The sequence below is a fragment of the Chondromyces crocatus genome, assembly GCF_001189295.1.
Lineage (GTDB): Bacteria > Myxococcota_A > Polyangia > Polyangiales > Polyangiaceae > Chondromyces > Chondromyces crocatus.
The window spans coordinates 2366450-2391886 of sequence record NZ_CP012159.1; the positions used below are offsets into that span (position 1 = coordinate 2366450).

General features: G+C 70.1%; 3 protein-coding genes. 2 read left to right on the forward strand and 1 reads right to left on the reverse strand.

All coding sequences use genetic code 11. The features are described from left to right. Window positions 1-7: 7 nt before the first annotated feature. A complete protein-coding gene (locus CMC5_RS08840) occupies window positions 8-979 on the reverse strand; it encodes an alpha/beta hydrolase (RefSeq protein WP_050429981.1) in 972 nt (323 codons plus the stop codon). Between the two features lie 842 nt (window positions 980-1821). On the opposite strand from CMC5_RS08840, the gene CMC5_RS08845 reads away from it, so the two are divergent. Together CMC5_RS08845 and CMC5_RS08850 are read left to right on the forward strand one after the other, a co-directional pair. Continuing rightward, window positions 1822-11793: a non-ribosomal peptide synthetase gene (locus CMC5_RS08845; RefSeq protein WP_050429982.1), complete on the forward strand. Its 9972-nt coding sequence runs from the start codon at window positions 1822-1824 to the stop codon at window positions 11791-11793. Continuing rightward, entirely contained in the window at window positions 11786-25378 is a 13593-nt protein-coding gene (locus CMC5_RS08850) for an amino acid adenylation domain-containing protein (RefSeq protein ID WP_050429983.1), read from the forward strand. The genes CMC5_RS08845 and CMC5_RS08850 overlap by 8 nt, the downstream gene beginning before the upstream one ends. Window positions 25379-25437: the final 59 nt, after the last annotated feature.

Here is a 25437-nt window from a genome sequence, read left to right on the forward strand (position 1 = left end):
GCGGTACTCAAGGCTCCAGCGCTGCCCCCGTGGATGCTGCCGCCACGACGTCCAGGATGGCCTGCGCCGTCGCATGCGCGTGATCCTGACGGAAGGTCAGCGATGTATGCGTGCCGTCGAGGATCGACCGCTGCACGCTGTTGGTCGAGAGAGTCATCATCTCACTTTGCAGCGCCAGCCACTCGGAGGACGACCCCTCGACCGCCGTCAGGACGATGAGTGGGTGGTGCCCGAGCCCTGCGGTCGCTTTCACCTGGGCATCGGTGGCTGGTCGCGCTGCGCGTTCGGCGACCTGGTTCTCCCAGTGCCTGGGCAATGACCAGAACATCCTCATCTCCGCGCGCTGCTGGGGAGGGAGGTCCTCGAAGTCGAGCTTGCCGCCGAGATCGAAGAACAGGCGCATCACGCCGAGGCGCGCCATCATGGACATCATCGGCAGGTTCCGGCTGTAGGCCTCATCCTGGGCCCGTTGTTCGGGGGAGGTCCCGCTGTCCTTGTCGGGGTAGGCCGCGTCGACCAGCACCATGCCTGCCACGTCCTCGGGATGCTCGTCGGCGTACAGGCGCATGTGCAGCCCGCCGAGCGAGTGCCCAGCCAGCACGAAAGGGCCTTCCACGCCAGCGCGGGTCAAGAGTGCGCGCAGCTCGCGAGCGTGCTGCGCCGCGTCGCGAGGCTCCGGCCCATCCTCGCTCCAGCCCCATCCTGCCCGATCGTAGGAGCAGACGTGCGCGCTGGCCGCCACCTCCGGCTGCACCCAGGCCCAGAGGATCGAGCTACCTCCGCCGATTGCGTCCAGGATCACGGTGGGCTTTCGGGGCGTGGGCGTCCCCTGGCAATTCAAGTGCAGCGAATAACCACCGATGTCCACCCTGCGGCCTGGCGGCGGATAGCGGCGCTCGTCCCTCCAGGTCCCCACCTGCTGGTAGACGGCGCCCACAATCACCAGGCAGACCAAGGCGACCCCGAGCCGAACGAGCACACGGCCGCACCAGGCCAACACGCTGCGCCTGGTGGATCGAACACGGAGAGGGGGGGAAGATGGGGAGGGCATTCGGGCTTTCGAGCGCGTCGATGGCGGATGCCCTGCAGGAGATGCCTCCGCCTCTGGGGGTGGGTTCGCCGTGAAGCGAACCCGCGGAGGGTGTCAAACCATTCCCACGATGTCAATCGAGCCGGCTGCACTCGAACGGTGGTCAATCACATCGAATGACTCGGCGCTCCCGAATGTCGACATCGATGCGACGACGAACCATTGCATCTACATGGACCATGAAATCGTGGTGACGCGCCACAGAGTCGACCCCCTTCCGGATGGCAGCATCCGTAGATCTGTGGATCTGTTGGAATTTTCTCGGATGGTCTGCGAGGCAAAATGACCCATACGACACGGGGCGATGTTGGCACCCGACTCACTCCGACCCTGCCTTGACAGTCGAAAAGGGCTTACGTTAGTTCTTTGCACGTGCGCTCTTTCGCCAGGGCGATCGGAATACTGCGTGCTCAGCAAGGAGGACGCTGGGGCTCAGCTCATTCTCCTGACACGTGCCCGACACGTCAGATTCAGGAGGGGCGAACTGAAGCCTGCTGTAATTGCGCTGAGTGACCTGCGCCATCATCGCCGCCCATCGGCTGCGAGAGCGCTGAGTGTCACATCGACGCGCATGCCTACCTGGCACCCGCTCGCACGCTTATCCGTGTTGGCTCCAGCTTTTTAGCCTCGCTCGACGAGGAGAGCGCGCCAGCCGAGACGACGAGGAGCCTCGTGGCCCTCGACGGCGCTTTCGCCGCAATGCCTGCCGACGATGTCTTGGAGATCGACGTATGAGCTTGACCCAGTTCCTCTCGAATCTGTCGCAGCTGGGCGTGAGCCTGTGGATCGAGGGAGATCGGCTCCGGATCCGCGCTCGTAAAGATGTGCTGACACCATCTCTCCGCTCCGAGCTGGAAGCGCGGCGCGAAGAGATTCTTGCGTTCCTGTCGCACCAGAAGAAGAACACATCGCCGCAGGGAGCCGAGATTTCCGTGGCTTCTCGCGATGGCGACCTGAAGCTGTCTTCCGGGCAACTTCGCTTCTGGGTCCTGGACAAGCTGGTCCCCGACAGCCCGCTCTACAATCTCTTCTTCGGCATTCGCATGTCCGGGCCTCTCGACGTGAGCGCCCTCGAGCGGAGCGTCACTGCCCTGGTCACCCGGCACGAGGTACTTCGTACGGTTTTTCCGGAGTCGAATGGCCAACCACGACAGGTCGTACTCGCTCCCGACGCGGTGGTGATCTCGCACTGTGACCTGACCCACGTGAATGAGGCAGATCATGAGCGAGCGCTGGCCGAACGTTGCTCCATGATGAGCCGTGAGACCTTCGAGCTCGCGCGAGGGCCGCTGCTCCAGCTCGCGCTTGTGAGGCTCGGCCCGGAGGACCACGCATTGCTCGTTCTCCAGCATCACATCATCTCTGATGCCTGGTCGATTGGTGCATTCGTGGGTGATCTGGTCTCGCTCTATCGCGCGCTGTCAGCGGGGCAGACGCCGGCGCTGCCTCCCCTTCCCATTCAGTATGCCGACTACGCGCAATGGCAGCGCGCTCGCGGCGCCGAGATGGATGAGCACCGGCGCTTCTGGGGGGGCCTGCTCGCCGGGATCCCGAGACTGAACATGCCCACCGACAAACCGCGTACGGGCAATCTGTCTCATCGCGGCGGTGCATTTCCTGTGGCATTGCCGGCGGACCTCTCCGACGCGCTCAAGGCGCTGGTCAAGCGCGAGGAGTGCACGCTGTTCGTCGCGCTTCTGGCAGCCTATGGCGCGCTCCTGCACCGCTGTACCGGGCAGACCGATTTCGCGATTGGAACCGAAGTGGCCAACCGCGATCGGCCAGAGCTGCGCCCCCTGATCGGGTACTTCGTCAATACCCTGGCGCTACGCCTGGATTTCTCGGGCGATCCCACCTTCACCGAGCTGCTCGCCCGGGCGCGTACGACGTCGATGGAGGCGTTTGCCCACGCCGAGCTGCCATTCGATGAAATGGTGGAGGCCGCGCGCGTCCCCAGAGAGGGGGCGGACAATCCGCTCTTCCAGGTCAACCTCGCCCTGGAGAGCATCGCCACCCCGGATCTGGAGATGCCGGGAATGCGCTGGCGCCCCTTCTCCGGCACCCTGGATGGCTCGGTCGAGGGAACCTCGAAGTTCGAGCTGAACCTGATCGTGAGTGATTCTCCCGAGGGGATCGCTGGCGTTCTGGAGCACAGCACCGATCTCTTCGACACCGCGACCATTGCGCGGTGGGTCGGCCATCTTCATGTGCTTCTCCGCGGGATCGTCGACAATCCGGGGCGCAGGTTGTCCGAGCTGCCTCTCCTGAGCGAGGAGGAGCGGCACCGAGCGCTCGTCACCTGGAACGCGACGCAGGCCGATTTCCCCGACCCGTGTCTGCACGAACTCTTCGAGCAGCAGGTCGTCCGGACCCCCGACGCCGAGGCCGTCGTTTTCGGCCAGCGCCGGATGAGCTACCGCGAGCTGAATCGCAGGTCCAATCAGCTCGCCAGGATCCTGCGGGAGCGTGGCGCCCGCCCGAACACGCTCGTGGCTGCCGTGCTCGACAAGGGCTGGGAGCAGGTCGTCGCGGTCCTGGCCATTCTCAAGGCGGGGGCCGCCTACGTGCCCATCGATCCCCACCTGCCGCCGGAGCGGCTCCGGCACCTTCTGGAGCACGGTCAGGTCCAGCTCGCGCTCACCCAGGCCGTGCACGACGCCGAACTCACCTTTCCCGAGGGCGTGCTGCGCTTCACCGTCGACGTCTTCGACCCCACCGACGACGATGATCGCAACCTCGATCGGGTGCAGGGGCCCGAGGATCTCGCGTATGTGATCTACACCTCGGGCTCGACCGGGCTGCCGAAAGGGGTCGTGCTCGATCACCGCGGTCCGGCGAATACGATCCTCGACCTCAACGAGCAATTCCACGTCGGTCCGGGCGACAAGGTGCTCGCCCTGTCGGCGCTGAATTTCGACCTCTCGGTGTACGACATCTTCGGACTGCTTGCCGCGGGCGGGACGGTCGTCCTCCCCGAGCCTTCTGCACTGCGCGAGCCCTCCGCCTGGGCCGCGCTCCTCGTGGCGGAACGGGTGACGATCTGGAACACCGTCCCTGCGCTCATGGAGATGCTCGTCGACCATGCCTCCGGCCACCCGGAGGCGCGCATCGACACGCTCCGCGCCGTGTTCATGAGCGGCGACTGGATCCCCGTCACGCTGCCCGATCGCATCAAGCGCCTCGTCCCGGGCGCGGCGGTCATCAGCATGGGTGGAGCGACCGAGGCGTCCATCTGGTCGATCCAGTATCCCATCGAGCACGTCGATCCGTCGTGGCGCAGCATCCCCTACGGCCGCCCGATGCGAAACCAGCGCTTCTACGTGCTCGATCAAGCGCTGGAGCCGTGTCCCGTCGGCGTCGAGGGCGCCCTGTTCATCGGTGGTGTCGGCCTGGCCAAGGGCTACTGGCGCGAGGAGGCACTCTCGGCAGCCTCCTTCATCGTGCATCCCAGGACCGGCGAGCAGATTTACCGCACTGGCGATCAAGGCAGGTACTTCCCCGACGGGACCATCGAGTTCCTCGGCCGCCGGGACTTCCAGGTCAAGATCCGCGGCTTCCGCATCGAGCTGGGCGAGATCGAGTCCACGCTCATGAGCCACCCCGGCGTGCGCGAGGCGGTCGTTCTCGCGCGCGAGGATGTCCCCGGCGACAAGCGCCTCGTCGGTTACGTCGTGCCTCAGGTTGCCGACGGGCTCGACCCCGCCGACCTGCGCGCGTTGCTCAAGGACCGGCTGCCCGAGTACATGCTGCCCTCGGTGATCCTCCTGATCGAGGCCATGCCGCTGACCTCGAACGGCAAGGTCGATCGCCGCGCCTTGCCAGCACCGAACCCCTCCGGTGGTGGCACCGACGCCGAGTTCACGGCTCCGCGTACCCCCACGGAGACGCTCGTGGCAGGCCTCTGGGCCGACGTGCTCGGCGTGCCGCAGGTGAGCATCCACGACGATTTCTTCATGCTCGGCGGGCACTCCCTGGTTGCCATCCAGGCCATTGGACGGCTCCGCTCCGCACAGGGCTTCGATTTGCCTTTGCGGGCGCTGTTCGAGGCGCCGACCGTCGCCGCCTTCAGCCAGCGGCTCGACGATCTGCGCCGCGCCAAGCAGGGATCGACCTCGCTGCCGCTGCGACGCATGGAGCGTCCGGCCGTCTTGCCGCTCTCGCTCGCCCAGCAGCGTTTCTGGTTCCTCGACCAGCTCGCGCCAGGAGGCCACTTCTACAATGTTCCCGCCGGCTTCTGGTTGCGGGGGCCGCTCGACCCGTCGCTCCTGGAGCGCAGCGTCCACGCTATTGCCGCGCGGCACGAGGCACTCAGGACTACTTTCCCGGCGATCGAAGGCCAGCCCCAGCAGCGCATCGCGCCCGAACCCACCGTCGCGCTGAAGCTCGTCGACCTCTCACACCTCGTCGCGGAGGCTCGGCACATCGAGGTGAAGCGGCTCGCTGCCGACGCGATCCGGTGTCCCTTCGACCTCGCTGGAGGCCCGCTGGTCCGCTGGCTCGTGATTCGCCTGGCCGACGAAGAGCACCTGCTCGTCCTGACGATGCACCACATCATCTCGGATGGATGGTCCGTCGGCCTGCTCCTCCAGGAACTCACCGCTCTCTATGCCGCCTTCCGCTCTGGCGCGCCCTCTCCGCTCCCGGAGCTACAGGTGCAGTACGCCGACTACGTCCTGTGGCAGCGGCAGTGGCTCGATGGTGAGGTCCGGGAGCACCAGCTCGCCTACTGGAAGCAGAAGCTCGCTGGCGTGCCCACTGCGCTCGAACTCCCCACGGACCGCCCGCGTCCTCCTGTGCAGCGCTTCCAGGGGGCCGTCTCGCGCTTCGAGCTTCCCATCGCGCTGACGGCTGCGATCACGGCGCTGAGCACCCGGGAGGGCGCGACGCCTTTCATGACGCTCCTCGCAGCCTTCAATGTCGTGCTCTCGCGGTACGCGGGCGTCGACGATCTCTGCGTCGGTACGCCGGTCGCTGGACGCAACCATGCCGAGCTCGCTGGCCTCGTCGGTCTCTTCGTGAACACCCTGGTGCTGCGCACCGATCTCTCTGGAGACCCGTCGTTCCTCGATCTCGTGCGCCGCGTGCGCGACACCCTGCTGGAAGCGCACGAGCACCAGGATGTCCCCTTCGACCAAGTGGTCGACGCCCTGCAGGCACCTCGCGATCTGAGCCGTACTCCGCTGTTCCAGGTGCTGTTCGTCTTCCAGGAGGCCCCGCCCCAGGACGTGAAGGCCGCTGACCTCTCGGTGAGCCTCCTGGACGGCTCCACCGACGTCGATCTCACCATCGCCAAGTTCGACCTGACGCTCGGCCTGGAGAAGTCCGAGCGCGGGATGTGCGGCTGGCTCGAGTACAACACCGACCTCTTCGACGCCGCGACCATCGACCGCATGGCGGGCCACTTCAGGACGCTGATCGAGGGCGCCGTGGCCGCACCGGAGGCCCGCATCTCGGCGCTGCCGATGCTGACCACCGGGGAGCGCCATCAGATCCTCGGCGTGTGGAACGACACCGCCGTCGACCACGGTGACGAGCGCTGCATGCATGCCCTCTTCGAGGCTCAGGCCGCGCGCACCCCGGATGCCGTCGCCGTCCTCTTCGAGGGCGAACAGCTCACGTACGCCGAGCTGAACCAGCGCGCGAACCGCCTCGCGCACCACCTGCGTGACCAGGGCGTGGGCCCTGGTGTCCTCGTCGGGATCTGCGCGGAGCGCTCCCCGGAGCTGCCGGTGGCCCTGTTCGGCGTGCTCAAGGCCGGCGGCGCCTACGTCCCGCTGGACCCGGCCTACCCCCGCGATCGCCTTGCCTTCATGCTGGAGGACACCCGCGCCCCGCTCCTGCTCACCCAGCGGCGGCTGCTTTCCTCGCTGCCGGAGCACACGGCGCGTGTGTTGTGCCTCGATGACCTCGGCGACGCGCTCGTGAGCGTTCCCGATGAGGATCTCCCGTCACGCGCGGCGGCCGACGACCTCTGCTATGTCATCTACACCTCCGGCTCGACTGGCAGGCCCAAGGGCGTGGCCATCTCCCACCGCGCCATCGGCAACCACATGCGGTGGATGCAGGCGACGCACCCGCTCCTCCCGACCGACCGCACCCTCCAGAAGACGGCCTTCAGCTTCGACGCAGCGGGCAAGGAGTTCTTCGCCACCCTCTGCGCTGGCGCCACCCTGGTCCTGCCCAGGGCCGATGGCCACCGAGACAGCGCCTACCTCGTCCGGATGCTCGCCGAGCACCGGATCACCTTCCTGCAGGTGGTCCCCTCCCTGCTCAAGGTGCTGCTCGAAGAGGCCGAAATTACGCAGTGTACTGAGCTTCGCTGGCTCTACTGCGCTGGCGAGGCCCTCTCCGTCGAGCTCACCACGCGCCTCTTCGAGCGCCTCCCCCAGGTCCGGCTGGTCAACACCTACGGTCCCACCGAAGCTTCGATCGACGTCACCTCATGGACCTGCGCCCGCGGTCCGTTGCCCCCCGCCATTCCCATCGGCCAGCCCATGGCGAACACCCGGATCCACATCCTCGGGCCGCACCTGGAGCTGGTCCCGATCGGGGTCCCCGGCGAGCTGTACATCGGCGGGACGAACCTCGCCCGCGGCTACGTGAACCGCCCTGCGCTGACGGCCGACCGCTTCGTGGTCGACCCCCACTGCGCATCGGGGGAGCGGCTCTACAGGACTGGCGACCGTGTCCGCCGCCTCGCCGACGGCACACTCGACTTCCTTGGCCGCATCGACAACCAGGTCAAGCTCCGCGGGTTCCGCATCGAGCTGGGGGAGATCGAGACCGCCCTCGAACGGTTGCCAGGTGTGCTCGAAGCGGTGGTCACCGTGCGCGAGGACGTGCCCGGCGACCGCCGCCTCGTCGCTCACGTCGCGCAGCGCGAACACGCCGATCTCTCCGGTGCCGACCTGCGTCAGGCCCTCGGCGCGACCTTGCCCGAGTACATGGTCCCCGCCGCGTTCGTGCTGCTCGACGCCCTCCCCAAGACCCCGAACGGCAAGGTCGACCGCAACCGCCTCCCGGCCCCCGACTGGGCTCACCGAGATCCGGGCGCCACCTTCGTCGCGCCGCGCACCCCGGTCGAGGATGTGCTCGCCAGCGTCTGGAGCGAGGTCCTCGGCGTCCCCCGCGTCGGCGTCCACGACGACTTCTTCTCGCTGGGCGGCCATTCCTTGCTCGCGACCCAGGCCATGGCGCGCCTCCGCGCGTGCCTCGGCGTCGAGCTACCGCTGCGCGCACTCTTCGAAGCACCCACCGTGGCGGCCCTCGCCGAGCGTGTCGAGGCGAGCCGACGCACCGACGCGGGCATGGCGATCTCGCCCCTCGTGCGCCCACCGCGCGACGGCGAGCTGCCCCTGTCGTTCGCCCAGCAGCGCCTCTGGTTCCTCGACCAGCTCGAGCAGGGCAGCCCCGTTTACAACCTGCCCGCCGCGGTCCGCTTGAAGGGGAGCCTCGACGCCGTTGCCCTCGAACGCAGCCTCGTCGCCCTCGGCCAGCGCCACGAGACACTGCGGACCTCCTTCGCCTCCAGGCAGGGCAAGCCCTTCCAGGTGATCGCGTCCGAGCCGGCTCTCCGCGTCGAGCGCATCGACCTCGGCCACCTCACCGGCGCCGACCAGGAGGTCGAGGTGGCGCGCCTGACGCGCAAGGACGCCCTCCGCCCGTTCCATCTCGGCAGCGGCCCCTTCCTGCGCGTCACGCTCCTCGCGCTGAGCGCCGACGAGCACGTGCTGCTCCTGAACATGCACCACATCGTCTCCGACGGCTGGTCCATCGGCGTCCTCGTGCGCGAGCTGTCGGCGCTCTACGCCGCCTTCTCGGCCGACCGCGTCCCCGAGCTGCCCGAGCTGCCCATCCAGTACGCCGACTTCGCCCAGTGGCAGCGCGACTGGCTCGAAGGTGAGGTCCTCGACGGCCAGCTCGCCTACTGGAAGCAGCAGCTCGGCGGCGGCATCCCTGCCCTGGAGCTGCCCACCGACCGCCCGCGTCCGCCGACGCAGACCTTCCGTGGTGCCGTCCTGCCCGTCGCGCTCCCCCCGGCGCTCGCCGACGCGCTCCGCGCCCTCTGCCGGCGCGAGGGCGTCACCCTCTACATGGCCCTCCTCGCGGGCTTCCAGGCCCTGCTCCATCGCGTCACCGGACAGGACGACATCGCCATCGGCTCGCCCATCGCCGGGCGCACCCGCGCGGAGACCGAGGGGCTGATCGGCCTGTTCATCAACACCCTGGTCCTGCGCACGCGCCTCTCACCGGAGCTCTCCTTCCGCGAGCTGCTGAGGCGCGTCCGTGAGGTCACCCTCGGCGCCTACGACCACCAAGATGTGCCCTTCGAGAAGCTCGTCGACGCCCTCCAGCCCGAGCGCGACCTGAGCCGCTCGCCGCTCTTCCAGGTGATGCTCATCCTGCAGAACGCGCCTCAGCCCGTCCTCGATCTTCCCGGCCTCACGGCGGAGCGCATGGAGCTGTCGGGCGCGACCTCCAAGTTCGACCTCACCCTCTCCCTCGAAGACTCCGACGAGGGGCTGCGCGGCTGGATCGAGTACAACACCGACCTCTTCGACGCGGCCACCATGACCCGCCTCATGGGCCACCTCCAGACCCTGCTGGAGGGCGCGGTCACGGCTCCCGCGCAGCACCTCGCCGAGCTGCCCATCCTGCCGCCCGAGGAGCGACAGCTGGTCGTCCACGCCTGGAACGACACCGCCGTCGCGTTCCCCGAGGACCTCTGCGTCCACGAGCGGATCGCCGAGCAGGCCGCGCGCACCCCGGATGCGCCGGCGGTGATCTTCGAGGACCGCATGCTCAGCTACGCCGAGCTGGATCGGCGCAGCAACCAGCTCGCTCACCACCTCCGCGCGCTGGGGGTCGGCCCCGAGCGCCTCGTCGGCGTCTGCATGGAGCGCTCCCTGGAGCTGGTCGTCGCCCTCCTCGGCGTGCTCAAGGCCGGTGGCGCTTACGTGCCGCTCGACCCGACCTACCCGGCCGAGCGCCTCGACTTCATGCTCGGCGACATCCAGGCCAAGGTCATCCTGACCCAGGAGCGCCTGCTCGCCGAGCGCGCCCTCCCTGGCACCCATGTCCTCTGTCTCGACGCCGCCGCGACCGCCGCGGCGCTCGCCACGGCGCCCACGAGCGCGCCACCGCGCGTGGCCTCCGACGACCAGCTCGCCTACGTGATCTACACCTCGGGCTCCACGGGCCGGCCCAAGGGCGCCATGAACACCCACCGCGGCCTGCGCAACCGCCTGCTCTGGATGCAGCAGGCCTACGGCCTGACCGAGGCCGACGCCGTCTGCCAGAAGACGCCGTACAGCTTCGACGTCTCCGTCTGGGAGTTCTTCTGGCCGCTGATGACCGGCGCTCGCCTCGTCGTCGCTCGCCCGGGCGGTCACCGCGACACCGCCTACCTGGCCGAGCTGTTCTCGTCTCAGCGTGTCACCACCGCGCACTTCGTTCCCTCGATGCTCGCCGCCTTCGTCGAGGAGCCGAGCCTCGCGCGGTGTACCCACCTGAAGCGGGTGATCTGTAGCGGCGAGGCACTCCCCTTCGAGCTCGTCGAGCGGTTCCTCGCCCAGAGCCCCGCCGAGCTGCACAACCTCTACGGCCCGACCGAGGCCTCCATCGACGTCACCTTCCACGCCTGCCAGCGTGCCGACGCTCGACGCATCGTGCCCATCGGGCGCCCCATCGCCAACACCCGGATCGTCCTCCTCGACGCCCGCCTCGACCCCGTGCCCGTCGGCGTCCCGGGCGAGCTGTTCATCGGCGGTGTCGGCGTCGGCCGCGGCTATGTGCACCGCGCCAGCCTGACCGCCGAGCGCTTCCTCCCCGATCCGCTGGCCACGACCCCGGGCGAGCGCCTCTACCGCACCGGCGATCGTGCGCGCTGGCTCCCCACCGGCGAGCTGGAGTACCTCGGCCGCACCGACCACCAGGTGAAGCTCCGCGGCTTCCGCATCGAGCTGAGCGAAATCGAGGCCGTCCTCGCCCAGCACCCCGGCGTCCGCGAGGCTGTCGTCCTGGCACGCGAGGATCGCCCCCGTGACGTGCGTCTCGTCGCCTACGTGGTCGCGAGCGCCACGGAGGTCACGGCGGGTGAGGGAGGAGCAGAAACCGGGCGCAGCACAGCCCCCTCGACCACGGCGCTCCGCGAGCACCTCCGGACGAAGCTCCCCGAGTACATGATCCCCACCGCCTTCGTGCGGCTCGACGCCATGCCGCTCACCCCCAGCGGCAAAGCCGACCGCCGCGCCTTGCCCGCCCCCGATGCCGCGCAAGCCGAGGAGCGTCCCGCCTTCGTCGCGCCCCGCACCGCCACCGAGCAAGCCCTCGCCGACATCTGGACCGAAGTCCTCCAGGTCGAGCGCGTCGGCATCCACGACTCCTTCTTCGCCCTCGGGGGCCACTCCCTCCTCGCCACCCAGGTCGTGGCCCGCGCGCGCGACACCTTCGCCGTCGAGGTGCCCCTCCGTGCCATCTTCGAGTCGCCCGTGCTCGCCGACATGGCCAGCCTCATCGTGAGCTGCAAGGCCGAGCAGGTCGACTGCGGCGATCTGAGCGAGATGCTGGAGAGCCTCGACGATCTCTCCGAGGAAGAGGTGATGGCGCTGCTCGCCGAGGGCGGGGGAGGGGAGACCGAGGATGCTCTGCCTCTCGACCGGAGCGAGACGCGCTGCCAGCAGGAGACCGAGAGCGATGTCTGAGCAGGACGTGAACAAGCGCATCGCGTCCATCTCCCCCCAGAAGCGCGAGCTGCTCATGCAGCTCCTGGAGCGAAAAAAGAAGCAGCAGCCGTCACCGGCCGCCGCGGAGAAGGCGCTTCCGCCGCGTGCTGCGGGCCCTTCTCCTGCTTCGTTCGCCCAGCAGCGTCTCTGGTTCATGGACCAGTGGGAGACGGAGAACGCTTTCTCCAACATCCCCACCGCCGTCATCCTGCGAGGCGTCCTCGATCCTGGCGCGCTCGCCCGCGCCATCGAGGCCGTCGCGCAGCGCCACGAGATCCTCCGCACGACCTTTCAGTCCGTCGAGGGGCAGCTCCTCCAGATCGTCGCCCCCCAGCCCACCGTGGCCCTCCCGCTGGAGGATCTCAGCGCCTTGCCGCAGGCCGAGCGTGACGCCGCGCTCCACGACCGTCTCGCCAGGGACGCCCGGAGTGGCTTCGACCTCGCGCAAGGTCCCCTCTTCCGGACGCTTCTGTTCAAGCTCTCCAGCACCGAGCACGTGCTCATGCTCACGATGCATCACATCGTGACCGACGGCTGGTCCAACGCCGTGTTCTTCCGCGAGGTGTCGGCCTTCTACACCGCCTTCGTCACCAGCCCCAGCGTGCCCAGCCCGGGCGCGCCCAGCGGCGTACCCGGCGGCTCCGAGGCCTCACCCGCGGCACCTCCGTCCCCCTCGCTCCCGCCGCTCCCCCTCCAGTACGCCGACTACGCCCTCTGGCAGCGACAGCACCTGGACAGCGGTGTGCGCGAGCGCCAGGTCGCCTACTGGAAGCAGCAGCTCGCCGGCGCCTCCGCCCTGGAGCTGCCCACCGACCGGCCCCGCCCCGCGGTGAACCGTTACCGCGGTACCAGCCTCGTCTTCCACGTCCCCGGCACCACCCGCGAGAAGGTCGAGGCCCTCTGCCGCCGCGCTGGTGTCACCCGCTTCATGGCCCTCCTCGGAGCCCTCCAGCTCCTGCTCGCGCGCCTCTCGGGCGCCGACGAAGTCTGCATCGGCTCCCCCGTCGCCGGCCGCAACCGCGCCGACCTCGAAGGCCTCATCGGCCTCTTCCTGAACAACCTCGTCCTCCGCACCGACCTCTCCGGCGACCCCACCGCCCTGGAGCTTCTGGAGCGTGTCCGCAAGGTGGCCCTCGGCGCGTATGACCACCAGGATGTCCCCTTCGAGCAGGTCGTCGACGCGGTACAGCCCCCGCGCGACCCGAGCCGCACCCCCCTCTTCCAGGTCATGTTCGTGCTCCAGGGCGGCTGGATCCAGGAGTCTCGCCTGGGTGACCTCGCGCTGAGCCCCGTCGAGGTCGCGAGTTCCATCTCCAAGTTCGACCTCACCTGGGCGCTCGCCGACGCCGACGACGGCTTCCAGGGCTGGATCGAGTACAACACCGACCTCTTCGACCGCGCCACCGTCGAGCGCTTCGCCGGCCACTACGGCACCCTCCTCGACGCCCTCGCCACCACCCCCGAGAAGCGCATCTCCGAGCTGCCGCTCCTCTCCGAAGCGCAGCGCCACCGCGCCCTCGTCGACTGGAACGACACGGCTGCCCCCTACCCGACGGACACCTGCCTCCACGAGCTGTTCGAGCAGCAGGCCGCGTGCACGCCCGACGCCATCGCCGTCATCGCCCCCGACCGCCGGCTCACCTACCGTGAGGTCGAGCGTCGCGCCAACCGCCTCGCCCACGCGCTCCGCGCGCGCGGCGCCACCCCCAACACCCTCGCCGCCGTGGTCATCCGGAAGGGCTGGGCGCAGGTCGTCGCCGCGCTCGCCATCTTGAAGGCTGGCGCCGCGTATGTGCCCATCGACCCGGGCCTCCCCTCCGACCGCGTCCGCCACCTCTTGCAGCACGGCGAGGTCACGCTCGCCCTCACCCACTCCACCCTCGCCGACGTCATCGCCTGGCCTCCAGGCGTCGAGCACTTCGTCGTCGACGCCGACCTCGACGACCTCTCCGAGGCCGACGACCGCGCGCCCACGCGCGTCCAGGGCCCGCTCGACCTCGCGTACGTGATCTACACCTCGGGCTCCACCGGCGTGCCCAAGGGCGTGATGATCGACCACCGCGGCCCGGTGAACACCATCGTCGACATCAACCGCCGCTTCCGCGTCGGGCCGGTCGACCGCGTGCTCGCCCTCTCCGCGCTCAACTTCGACCTCTCCGTGTATGACGTCTTCGGCTTGCTCGCCGTGGGCGGCGCCCTCGTCCTGCCCGAGTCCGACGCCGCGCGCGACCCTGCCTACTGGGCCGAGCTGATCGACCGCGAGCGAATCACCCTCTGGAACACCGTCCCCGCCCTCATGGAGATGCTCGTCGACCACCTCGCCGAGCACGTCGCGTCGCCCCACGGGCCCTCCATCGCTGCCGCGCCCCTCCCGCTGCGCGCTGCCCTGCTCAGCGGTGACTGGATCCCCGTCACGCTCCCCGACCGCTTGAAGCGCATCATCCCCGGCATCGTCGTCACCAGCCTCGGCGGCGCCACTGAGGCCTCCATCTGGTCGATTCTCTACCCCATCGACCACGTCGATCCGACCTGGCGCAGCATCCCGTACGGCCGCGCCATGGACAACCAGCGCTTCTACGTGCTGGACCGCGCCCTCTCTCCATGCCCCATCGGCGTCGAGGGCGACCTGTACATCGGCGGCATCGGCGTCGCGCTCGGCTACTGGCGCGCCGAGGAGATCACCCGCGCCGCGTTCATCACCGATCCCCGCACCGGCGAGCGCCTCTACCGCACGGGGGACGCGGGCCGGTACATGGTCGACGGCAACATCGAGTTCCTCGGCCGCCGCGACTTCCAGGTGAAGATCCGCGGCTTCCGCATCGAGCTGGGTGAGATCGAGGTCACCCTCATGAACCACCCCAGCGTGCGCGAGGCCCTCGTCGTCGTGCGCGAAGACACGCCGGGGGATCGTCGCCTCGTCGCCTACGTGGTCGGAAACGATGGTACCGAACCTGATCCTGCAGTCCTCAAGGCGCACGCCCAGGACAAGCTCCCGGAGTACATGGTCCCGGCCGCCTTCGTCGCGCTGCCGGCCATGCCGCTCACACCCAACGGCAAGGTCGACCGCCGCGCCCTCCCGCGCCCCGAGACCACCCGCGCCACGCTTGCCGAGCACGACAGCGACTTCGTCGCCCCGCGCTCCCCGCACGAGACCACGCTCGCGGGCATCTGGGCCGAGGTCATCGGCCTCGAGCGGGTGGGCATCCACGACAACTTCTTCTCCCTCGGTGGCGACTCCATCCTCGCCATCCAGGTCGTGAACCGCGCCAAGCGTGCCGGTATCTCCCTCGCCGTCCGCAACCTCTTCCAGCACCAGACCATCGCCGCCCTCTCGGTCCTGTCCGACGGGAGCGAGCGCCCCGCCGCCGAGCAAGGGCCCGTCACCGGCCCGGTCGTGCTCACCCCCATCCAGCGCTGGTTCTTCGAACAAGACCGCAGCGCACCCGAGCATTTCAATCAGGCCGTGCTCGCCGAGATCGACGAGCGCCTCGACCCCGCGCTCGTCACGCAGGCCGTCGTCCATCTGGTCCGGCACCACGACGCCCTCCGCCTGCGCTTCGTCCGCGAAGGCGGCGAAGTGCAGCAGCGGCACGCCGAGGTGAGCGACGAGACCCCCTTCACCTTCGTGACCCTCCCGGCCGAAGCCCGCGACGCCGACGCCGGCTCGCAGCGCCCCACCGAGGCCCAGGCGCGCGCCATCGTCGCTGCTGCCGAGCAGGCCCAGGCCAGCTTGCGCCTCGACACGGGCCCTCTCCTGCGCGTCGTCCTCATGGATCTCGGCGAAGGCCAGCCCTCACGCTTGCTCTTCGTCGTTCATCACCTCGCGATCGACGGCGTCTCCTGGCGCATCCTCCTCGAAGACTTCCAGACCGCGTACGCGCAGCTCCGCGCAGGCGAAGAAGTCCGCTTCCCGCCCAAGACCAGCTCGTTCCAGCAGTGGGCCGAGCGTCTCGCCGCGCACGCCCAGACGGAGGCCGTCCGGCGCGAGCTTCCGCACTGGCTCGCAGCCTCTGCGCCCTTGCCCATCCCCCGTGATCTCCCGGGCGGCGAGAACCTCGCGTCCTCTTCGGCCACCGTCGAGCGCACCCTGGATCCCGAGGAGACCCGCGCGCTTCTCCACGACCTCCCCGACGTCTACCGCACCCAGATCAACGACGTCCTCCTGACGGCGCTCACGCAGGCCTTCTCCGCCTGGACCGGCGCGCGCGCCCTCCAGCTCGACCTCGAAGGCCACGGCCGCGAAGACCTCGGCGATGACCTCGACCTTTCACGCACCGTCGGGTGGTTCACGGCGCTCTATCCTGTGCGCCTCGACCTGCCCGACGGCGGCCCGGGCGAGCGCCTCAAGGCGATCAAGGAGCAGCTCCGGCGCATCCCGCGTCGCGGCCTCGGTCACGGCCTCCTGCGCTACCTCGCCACCGAGCCCGACGTCTCTGGCGCGCTGCGGGCCCACCCGCACGCCGACGTGGTCTTCAACTACCAGGGTCACGTCGAGCAAGGCCCCACGGGCGAGCGCCTCTTCCGCGCGGCCGAAGAGCCCTCCGGCGCCCCGCACAGTCCGCACGATCCCCGCACGCACCTCATCGAGATCGGCGCCTGGATCGCCGACGGACGCCTGCACCTGCGCTGGACCTACAGCGATACGACCCACCACCGCGCCACCCTGGAGCGCCTCGCCGACGGCTTCACCACCGCCCTGCGCGAGCTGCTCGCGCACGGCCGAGAGCCCGACGCTGGTGGCAGGACCCCGGCGGACTTCCCGCTCGTCCGCATCACGCAGTCCGCCCTCGATCGCCTCGTCGGCCATGGCCGTGACGTCGAGGACCTCTACCCCCTCTCGCCCACCCAGCAGGGCATGCTCTTTCACTCCCTGCGCGACCCTGGCTCGGGCGTGTACGTCGAGCAGCTCGCCTTCCGCATCGAGGGCAAGCTCGACCCGGCCGCCCTCCAGGCCTCGTGGCAGGCGCTCCTCGCGCGGCATCCCATCCTGCGCACGGCGTTCGTGCACGGTGATCTCGACGAGCCCCTCCAGCTCGTCCGACCTGCCGCGGCCTTGACCTGGATCCAGTACGATTGGCGCGCCCTCCCGCCGGCCGAGCGCGCAGCGCAGCTCGATGCCTTCATGGACAGGGACCGCGCGCGCGGCTTCGACCTCGCAGACGCGCCGCTCATGCGTCTCACCGTGTTCCGCACCGAAGACGAGGCCCACGAGCTGGTCTGGACCCACCACCACCTGCTCCTCGACGGCTGGTCCCTCCCCATCGTCTTCAAGGACCTGCTCACCGCCTACGACGCCTGCCAGAAGGGCGAAGCGCCCCGCCTCGGCGCCGTGCGCCCTTACCGCGACTACATCGCCTGGCTGGCCGAGCAGGACCTCGCGCAGGCCGAGGCCTTCTGGCGCGCGCGCCTGCGCGGTTTCCAGGCGCCCACCCCGCTTCCTGCCGATCGCCGCAAGAGCGCGGGCGCCGAGGCGAGCACCCAGCGCTGGGAAGAACGGAAGCTCACCCCCGAGATCACCTCCGCCCTGCTCGACCTCTCGCGCGCGCACGGCCTCACCCCGAACACCCTCCTCCAGGGCGCGTGGGCGCTGCTCCTCGGCCGCTCCAGTGGCGAACGCGACGTCGTCTTCGGCGCGACCGTCTCCGGCCGCTCCGCCAGCGTCGATGGCATCGAGGAAATGGTCGGCCTCTTCATCAACACCCCGCCCGTGCGCGTCCGCTGCGATGCTGACGCAACCCTCGTCGCCTGGTTGCAAGGCCTCCAGGCGCAGCAGGCCGAGCAGCTCCCCTACGAGTACACGCCGCTCACCCTCGTGCAGGGCTTCAGCGAGGTCGCCCGTGGTGAGCCGCTCTTCGAGAGCATCCTCGTCGTCGAGAACTACCCCATGGACGCCGCCCTCCAGCAGTCCGGCGGCCCTCTTCGCGTGGCCGATGTGCGCGCGCGCGAGCAGACCAGCTACCCGCTCACCGTCGTCGCCGCCGTCGACCAGGGCATCACCCTGCGGCTCGGCTACGACCCGGCGCGGTTCGAGGGGTCGACCATCCTCCGCCTGCTCGACCACCTCGGTGCGCTCCTCGAAGGCATCACGCGTCGCCCCGAGCAGACCGTCGCTTCCCTCTCGCTGCTCACGCCTGCGGCGCGCACCCAGGTCCTCACCACCTGGAACGACACCGAGACCACCTTCGCGACTGATCTCCTGGTCCACCGCCAGATCGAGGCGCAGGCCGCGCGCACCCCGGACGCCATCGCCCTGACCTTCGAGGGCGAGCACCTCACCTACCGCGCCCTCAACTGCCGCGCGAACCAGCTCGCGCACGCGCTCCGTGCCCACGGCGTCGGCCCTGACGTCCTCGTCGGCGTTGCCGCCGAGCGCTCCTTCGAGCTGGTCGTCGCCTTGCTCGCCACGCTCAAGGCGGGCGGCGCCTACGTTCCGCTCGACCCTGCATACCCGACGGAGCGGCTCCGCCTCATGATCGAGGAGAGCCGCCCCGCGGTGATCCTCACCCAGCAGCGCCTGCATCACCTCTTGCCCGACGACGGTCCCCCGGCGCTCGCCCTCGACGCCGAGTGGCCGCAGATCGCCGAAGAGCGCGACGCCGACCTCGCCCTCTCACCCACCGACGAGGGCCTCGTCTACGTCATCTACACCTCGGGCTCCACGGGGCGCCCCAAGGGTGTGATGAACAATCATGCCGGCCTGCGCAACCGCCTGCTCTGGATGCAGCGCGCCTACGGCCTCACCGCCGAGGACGTCGTCCTCCAGAAGACGCCGTACAGCTTCGACGTCTCCGTCTGGGAGTTCTTCTGGCCGCTGATGTTCGGCGCCCGCCTCGTCGTCGCGCGCCCCGAGGGCCACCGCGATCCCGTCTACCTGCGCGACCTCATCGTCGCCGAGGGCGTCACGACCCTGCACTTCGTCCCCTCGATGCTCAAGGCGATGGTCGATCATCCAGGCCTCGTGGATTGCGCCTCGGTGAAGCGGGTCATCTGCAGCGGCGAGGCCCTGCCGTTCGACCTGCAAGAGCGCTTCTTCGCCCAGAGCCAGGCCGAGCTGCACAACCTCTACGGCCCCACCGAGGCCTCCATCGACGTGACCTTCTGGGCCTGCCGACCCCACGACCCGCGCGGCGTCGTCCCCATCGGCGCCCCGATCGCCAACACCCGCATCTACATCCTCGACGAGCGCCTCGACCCCACGCCGGTCGGCGTCCCTGGCGAGCTGTACATCGGTGGCGTCGGCCTCGCCCGCGGCTACCTGCGCCGCCCTGATCTCACCGCCGCCCGCTTCGTCCCCGATCCCCACGGCCCGCCCGGCGCTCGTCTCTACAGGACCGGCGACCGCGTCCGCTGGCGTGACGACGGCGTCATCGAGTACCTCGAGCGCCTCGACTTCCAGGTGAAGATCCGCGGCTTCCGCATCGAGCTGGGCGAGATCGAGGCCGCGCTCGTCCAGCACCCGGCCGTGCGTGATGGTGTCGTCGTGGTCCGGGAGGACGCCTCTGGTGAGCCGCGCCTCGTCGCTTACCTCGTGCCGCGCGACGCCCCCGAACCCGCGGGCGCGCAAGCAGGCACCGACCTCTCGCCGGCGGCGCTGCGCGCCTTCCTCGCCGACCGCCTCCCGGGTCACATGATCCCCGCTGCGTTCGTGAGCGTCCCCGCCGCGCTCCCGCTCACCAGCAGCGGCAAGGTCGACCGCCGTGCGCTCCCCGCCCCGAGCGCCGAAGGCCAGGATGCGGCGCGCACGCTCACCTCGCCCCGCACCCCCACGGAGGAGATCCTCGCGGGCATCTGGGCCGAGGTCCTCGGCACCTCGACGATCGGCGCGCACGACGACTTCTTCGCGCTCGGAGGCCACTCGCTCCTCGCCACCCAGGTCGTCGCCCGCGCTCGCCGCAGCTTCTCGGTGGAGCTGCCCCTCCGCACCGTCTTCGATGCACCGACCCTCACCGCCCTCGCCGAGCGCATCGACATCGCGCGTGGCGAAGGCGTGAAGCCGACCCTCCCTGCGTTGCGCCGCGTCACTTCCGACCCCCCTGACGCTGCGAGCGCCACGGCCGGTCACCCGCTGTCGTTCGCGCAGCAGCGGATGTGGGTGCTCGACCAGCTCCAGCCCGGGAGCCCCTGGTACAACATCCCGCTTGCCGTGCGCATCGACGGTCCCCTCGACGTCGCCGTCCTCGCGCGCTGCCTCCACGACCTTGCGCATCGGCACGAGCCACTCCGCACCACCTTCGCGACCGTCGAAGGCGAGCCCCGCCAGATCATCGCCGCCGAGGGCACCATCCCGCTGGAGATCGTCGAAGTGGTCACCAGCGGCGAAGTGGCCACCGGCAGCAACGCGGTCTCCACGACCAGCGCTGCTGCCGCTGCCGAAGCCCTCTCCGACGCCGCCCTCCAGGCCCTCCTCCGCGACGAAGCCTGTCGCCCCTTCGACCTCGCGACGGGCCCCCTCGTGCGCGCCCGCCTCGTGAAGCTCGGCGAAGCACGCCACGCCTTCCAGCTCACGATGCACCACATCGTCGCGGATGGCTGGTCCATCGGCGTGATCATGAAAGAACTCGCCCTCCTCTACGCCGCTCGCGTGGAAGGCGCGCCGGCGACCCTGCCCCCGCTGGAGATCCAGTACGCCGACTACGCCGCCTGGCAGCACCAGTGGCTCCAGGGCGACACCCTCGACGCCCAGCTCACCTTCTGGAAGCAGCACCTCGCGGGCGCCCTCGACCCCCTGGAGCTGCCCACGGACTGCCCCCGCCCGGCCCTCCAGAGCCCGCGCGGCAAGACCCGCCCCCTGAGCATCCCCGCGCCCTTGAAGGGCGCCCTCGACGCCCTCTGTCGGCGCGAAGGCGTCACCCTCTTCATGGCCCTGCTCGCGGGCTTCCAGGCGCTCCTCGGCCGCTACGCTGGCCAGGACACCGTCCTCGTCGGCTCTCCCGTCGCGGGCCGCACCCAGGCCGCCACCGAGGACCTCGTCGGCCTCTTCATCAACACCCTCGTCCTGCGCGCCGACCTCGGCGACGATCCCACCTTCCGCGAGCTGCTCGCCCGCGTGAAGCGGAGCACCCTCGACGCTTACGCCCACCAGGACACCCCCTTCGAGAAGCTCGTCTCGGCCCTGGAGCTGCCGCGCGACACCAGCCGACCGCCGCTCTTCCAGGCGATGTTCGTGCTCCAGAACCTCCCTCGCGCATCCCTCCGCTCCGGTGCGCTCACCTTGCACCCGATCGCCCTTGCGACCGAGACCGCCAAGTTCGAGCTGACCCTCCTCCTCGACGAGACCGACGAGGGGCTTCGTGGCGGCCTCGAGTACAGCACTGCCCTCTTCGACGCCGCGACCATCGACCGCATGGCCGAGGCCTTCGAAGCCTTCCTCACCCGCGCCGCCCAGGCCCCCGACAAGCGCCTCTCCGCACTCTCGGCGCCCCCCGAGCCGGAGCTGCACACCCTCCTGTCGGTGTGGAACGCGCCCGTCCCCGAGCCCATCGCCGACCTCTGCGCCCACCACCTCATCGAGCAGCAGGTCGCGCGCACCCCCGACGCGCCGGCCGTCACCTTGGGCGACGTCACGCTCACCTACGCCGAGCTCGATCACCGCGCGAACGCCCTCGCGCACCGCCTCCAGGCGCTCGGCGTCGGCCCCGACGTCCCCGTTGCCCTCTGGCTCGACCGCTCCCCCGAGCTGATCGTCGCCCTCCTCGGGGTCCTCAAGGCCGGCGGCGCCTACGTCCCGCTCGACCCGAGCTACCCCGAAGAGCGCGTCGCCTTCATGCTCGACGACAGCCAGGCCGCCGTCGTGGTCAGCCACAGTCGCGTCCCTGGACGGCTCCCGCCCGCCGCCGGCGCGCGCCATCTCCTGCTCGCCGACGACGGCTGGGGCGCACCCGACGCTCCTTCTGCGCCCGACGCTTCTGGCGCACCCCACGCTTCGAGCGCACCGCCGAAGTGCCCCGCCACGCCTTCGAACCTCGCTTACCTCCTGTACACCTCGGGCTCCACCGGCAGGCCCAAAGGCGTCATGGTCCCCCACCGCGGCCTCGCCAGCTACCTGCGCTGGAGCGCCGAGGCGTACGGCATGGCGAGCGGCGACGGCGTCCCCGTCCACTCCTCGCTCGCCTTCGACCTCACCGTCACCAGCGCCCTCGCGCCGCTCACCGTGGGCCAGCGCGTCCACCTCATCCCCGAAGGCCCGGGCATCGAGCACCTCACCACCGCGCTGAACGAAGGCCGCGACCACGCCCTCCTCAAGCTCACGCCTTCTCACCTCGACGCGCTCCTCGGTGACCCGACAGCGCAGCGCTCCCTCGCCAGGGTCCGCTCCTTCGTCGTTGGCGGCGAGGCCCTCGGCGCGAGCACCATTACCGCGCTCCGCACCCACGCGCCGCACGCCCGCATCCTCAACGAGTACGGCCCCACCGAGACCGTCGTCGGCTGCGCCCTCTGGGAAGTCCCGCCGGACTTCACGCCCGACCAGCCCGTGCTCATCGGAAAGCCCATCCCTGGCGCACGCCTCTACGTGCTCGACGCCCAGGGAACCCCCGCACCCATCGGTGTGCGCGGCGAGCTGTGCATCGGCGGCCTCGGCGTCACCCGCGGCTACCACGGCCGCCCCGCCCTCACCGCCGAGCGCTTCGTGCCCGATCCCTTCGCCACCGAGCCTGGCGCGCGCCTCTACCGCTCCGGCGACCTCGCGCGCTTCCGCGCCGACGGCCAGCTCGACTACCTCGGCCGCCTCGACCACCAGGTCAAGGTGCGCGGCTACCGCATCGAGCTGGGCGAGATCGAGCATGCCCTCACCGCGCTCCCCGGCCTCCGCGAGGCCGTCGTCCTCGCCCGCGACGACGGCCCTTCCGACCGCCGCCTCGTCGGCTACCTCGTCCCCGCCGCCGACTCCCCGATGCCCTCGATGACGGCGCTGCGCGAGGCCCTCGCCAGGACCTTGCCGGCGTACATGGTGCCGTCTGCGTTCGTCGTCCTCGACGCCCTCCCGCTCACCCCGAACGGCAAGGTCGACCGCCGCGCGCTGCCTTCCCCGGACGCTGCCCCCAGCGACCCGGAGCGCCCGCTGATCGCCCCTGCCACGCCGGCCGAGCAGATCCTCGTCGACGTCCTCCGACAGGTGCTTCGCCTCGACGGCATCAGCACCCACCACAACTTCTTCGACCTCGGGGGCGACTCCATCCTCGCCATCCAGGTCGTCAACAAGGCCCACCTCGCGGGCCTCGGCCTCACCTTCCGCGACATCCTGGAGCAGCCCACCGTCGCCGACCTTGCCCGCGTCGCCACCGAGGCCGACGGCGTCGACGGCACCCCCGGCGCGCGCGGCCATCACCTCGCCGCCGCGAACGCCGAGCAAGGCCTCGTGCTCGGTGACGTCCCCCCGATCGCGATCCAGCGCTGGTTCTTCGAGCGGGAGCTGCTCATGCCCGCCCACTACAACCAGTCGATCCTCGTCGAGATCGACGACCGCCTCGACCCCACATTGCTTCGCGCGGCCGTGGGCGCGCTACTCCAGCACCACGACGTCCTCCGTCTGCGCGTCGTCCGCGGCGAGCAAGGACCCACGCTGCGCATCGACCCGCCCGGCGACGACATCCCGTTCTCCGTCGTCAACCTCGCGGACGTCCCCTCCGACTTGCAGGCCGCAGCGATCACGGAGGCCGCCGCCATCTTGCAAGCGAGCCTCGACCTCGGAGCAGGCCCGCTCCTGCGCGTCGCCCTCTTCGACCTCGGCCCGGAGCGCCCCGGTCGCCTCTTCTTCGTCGCGCACCATCTCGTCGTCGACGGTGTCTCGTGGCGCATCCTCCCCGAAGACCTCCAGACCGCGTACGCGCAGCTCGCCGCCGGGCAGCCCGTGCGTCTGCCGCGCAAGACCACCTCGTTCAAGGCCTGGGCCGATCGCCTCGTCGCGCACGCCCAGACCGACGCCATCCGCAACGAGCTGCCCTTCTGGCTCGACAGCGCGGGCGCCCCACCGCTGCCACTCGACGCGCGCAAGGGTCCCAACACCGCCGCGTCCGAACGGACCGTGACCGCGCGCCTCTCCCCCGAGGAGACGCGCGCCTTGCTCGAAGACGTCCCCCGGTCGTTCGGTACCCGCATCAACGACGTCCTGCTCACCGCACTCGGGCTCGCCCTCGCCCCCTGGTTCGGCAGCCGCAGCGTGCACATCGATCTGGAAGGCCATGGCCGCGAGCCCTTCGCCGACGATCTCGATCCTTCGCGCACCGTCGGCTGGTTCACCACCATCTTCCCGGTGCGCATCGACCTGCCTCAGGAAGCCACACGCGACGAGGCGCTGCCCACGCTCTCGCTGGAGACGATCGCCACGGCCGTCCAGCAGCAGCTCCGCGCCATTCCGCACGGTGGCCTCGGCTACGGCCTCTTGCGCCACCTCTCCGAGTCGCCCCAGGTCCGCGCCGCGCTGCGCGCCATGCCTGGAAGCCAGATCCTCTTCAACTACCTCGGCCAGTTCGACCAGCGCCTCGCCGACGCGCCTGCGCTTCGCGTTGCCCGCGAGTCGAGCGGCCCGCACATGGCCCCAGGCGCGCTCCGGAGCCACCTTCTGGAGATCAACGGCCGCGTGGTCGACGGTCAGCTCCACGTCGACTGGGGCTACAGCGACAACCTCCACGACGCGCGCACCATCGAGCAGCTCGCCGCCCGCTTCACCGAGGCCCTGCGCGGCTTCTGCGCTCTGAGCGCCACCCCGGAGGCCCGACGCCGCCGCGCCGCCCGCGAACGATCCCTGCTGGTCAAGATCCAGCCCGAGGGGCGCGGGCGCCCAGTCTTCTTCGTGCACGGCGGCACGGGCATGGTCCTCTTCTACGCCACACTCGCGCGCCTCCTCGGCAAGGACCGCCCGTTCTACGCCATCCAGGCGAAGGGGATCGACGGCGAGGCCCCCAACCGACGCATCGACACCATGGCCGCGCAGTACGTGGAGATGCTGCGCGCCGTGCAGCCCGAAGGTCCGTACCTGCTCGGCGGCTACTCGTTCGGCGCGCTCGTCGCGTACGAGATGGCGTGCCAGCTCTCGCAAGCCGGGGAAGAGGTCCGTCACCTCGCGCTGTTCGACATGCCGCCCGAGAGCAGCACGGCGTTCTACGACGGCTGGGACGACACCCACTACCTCTCGGACATCGCCCGTGGCCTCGGCCTCGACCTGCCCGTCGACACCCTGCGCCCCCTCGCGCGCCTCGAACAGCTCCAGCGCGTCGTCGACGGCGCGCGCACGACGGGCGCCTTGCCGCCGGACATCGGGACGCTGGAGGTGTCGCGCCTGCTCGCCATCTACAAAGCGCACACCGAGGCCCGCATCACCTACGCGCCGCCGACCTACGATCAGCACCTCACCCTCTACCGCCTGAGCGAGGAGGCCGCCGAGCCGGATGGCTGGCTGCCAGGCATCCGACGCGAAGACGCGCTGGGCTGGGCGCGTTACGTGCAGCAGCCGGTGCGCCTCCACGAGGTGTCGGGCGAGCACGAGTCCATGCTCGGCGAGCCCCACGTGCGGAAGCTGGCCGAGCTGCTGAAGCAGGCGCTGCACTCCGCGGATCCCGTGACGTGAGAGGCCGGTCTTCGGCGCCGTCTCCGCCCCTTGTCAACCGCGCGGACGGTTGGCCATAG